Genomic DNA, 1832 nt, shown 5'->3' with positions numbered 1-1832 from the left:
GTGGCGCTCGTAGGCGTAGGGGGCGGTGCCGGTGGTCTTGTACTTGCCGTCGATCCGGTCGGTGGGCTGGCCCACGACCTTGAGCCGGTCGATCGGGTTCGGGCCGGCGGGGGTGTCGAACTTCATGGCTCAGGCCCTCGCTTGGTTGAGCGCGGCGCCGAGGGTCCGCTCGGCGAGCTTCAGCTTGTAGGCGTTCTCGGGGGTGGGCTTGGCGTCGGCGAAGACCCGGTCGGTCACGGCCTTCGCGCCCTTCGGCAGGTCGGCCTCGGCCGCCGCGTCCCGCCAGGGCTTGGCGGCGACGCCGCCGAAGGCGACGTGACCCGTCCCGTCCTTGCCGAGGATGGCGGCCACCGAGACCAGCGCGTAGGCGTAGGAGGCGCGGTCGCGGACCTTGCGGTAGATATGCGTGCCCGCCACCGGCTTCGGCAGCGTCACCGCGGTGATGAGTTCGCCGGGCTCGAGGTTCGTATCCCGTTCGGGGGCGTCGCCGGGCAGGCGGTGGAACTCGGCGATCGGGATCCGGCGCTCCGTGCCCGCGGCATCGACCGTCTCGACGGTGGCGTCGAGCACCCGCATGGCCACCGCCATGTCGCCCGGATGCGTGGCGATGCAGGCGTCGCTGCCGCCGATCACCGCGAGCTGCCGGTTGACCCCGTCGAGGGCCGAGCAGCCCGAGCCGGGCCGGCGCTTATTGCAGGCCTGGGCCGTGTCGTAGAAATACGGGCAGCGGGTCCGCTGGAGCAGGTTGCCGGCGGTGGTCGCCTTGTTGCGCAGCTGGCCCGAGGCGCCGGCCAGCAGCGCCCGGCTCAGGACCTCGTAATCCTTGCGCACCCGCGGATGGGCCGCGAGGTCGGTGTTGCGCACCAGGGCGCCGATGCGCAGGCCGCCCTCCGCGGTCGGCTCCACCGTGTCGAGGCCGAGGCCGTTCACGTCCACGAGGTGGCGCGGGGTCTCGATCTGCAGCTTCATCAGGTCGAGGAGGTTGGTGCCGCCGGCGATGAACTTGGCGTCGGGGGTCGCGGCGACGGCGGCGGCGGCTTGAGCGGGCGTGCTCGGGCGCTCGTAGGTGAAGGACTTCATGCCTGCCCCCCGGCGACTTCGGTCATCGCCTCGACGATGTTGGAATAGGCGCCGCAGCGGCAGATGTTGCCGCTCATGCGCTCGCGTATCTCGGCTTCGGTGACCCGGGGCGCGGCATTGAGGTCGACGGTGACGTGGCTCGGGATGCCGGCCTTGATCTCCTCGAGGACGGCCACGCCCGAGCAGATCTGGCCCGGCGTGCAGTAGCCGCACTGGTAGCCGTCGTGCTTCACGAAGGCCGCCTGCATCGGATGGAGCTGGTCCGGCTGGCCGAGCCCCTCGATCGTGGTGATCTCGGCGCCCTGGTGCATGATCGCGAGCGTCAGGCAGGCATTGATGCGCCGCCCGTCGACGATCATCGTGCAGGCGCCGCACTGGCCATGGTCGCAGCCCTTCTTGGACCCGGTCAGGTGCAGGTGCTCGCGTGCCGCGTCGAGCAGGCTGGTGCGGGTGTCGAGGTCCAGCGTGCGCCGCTCGCCGTTCACCGTGAAGGTGACGGTGGCGAGGACCGGCGCGTCGGTCCGTGCGGTGGTCTGTGAAGTCCCGGCACCCCGGTCCTGGGGCGCGGCGGCGGTAGCTCCCACCATCAAGTTTCTCTCCGGTTCAGATCACAAGGGCAGGGACGGCGCGTCTCGGTCTCCGGGCCGGCGCCGCCGCCGACGCGCGTCGGCCCGCCCGACCACGGCGCGGATCACCGGCGACCTGAACCTGCGCGGCACGGTCCGGCCCTTAGCGATCGACGCCACGTTCAA

General features: G+C 71.5%; 2 protein-coding genes. Both read right to left on the bottom strand.

Annotated features, from left to right (window positions below):
- Nucleotides 1-129 precede the first annotated feature (129 nt).
- The gene (locus tag I53_RS19715; RefSeq protein ID WP_043353839.1) at nucleotides 130-1080 is read right to left on the bottom strand and encodes a xanthine dehydrogenase family protein subunit M; all 951 of its coding nucleotides are present in this window, start codon (nucleotides 1078-1080) and stop codon (nucleotides 130-132) included.
- Nucleotides 1077-1667, bottom strand: a complete 591-nt coding sequence (gene paoA / locus I53_RS19710; RefSeq protein ID WP_043353837.1) for an aldehyde dehydrogenase iron-sulfur subunit PaoA — start codon at nucleotides 1665-1667, stop codon at nucleotides 1077-1079. The genes I53_RS19715 and paoA overlap by 4 nt, the downstream gene beginning before the upstream one ends.
- Nucleotides 1668-1832: the final 165 nt, after the last annotated feature.

Origin of the sequence: Methylobacterium sp. B1 (genome assembly GCF_000333255.1) — a bacterium.
Classification (GTDB): Bacteria; Pseudomonadota; Alphaproteobacteria; order Rhizobiales; family Beijerinckiaceae; genus Methylobacterium; species Methylobacterium fujisawaense.
This window is presented reverse-complemented; position numbering and strand designations above follow the sequence as displayed.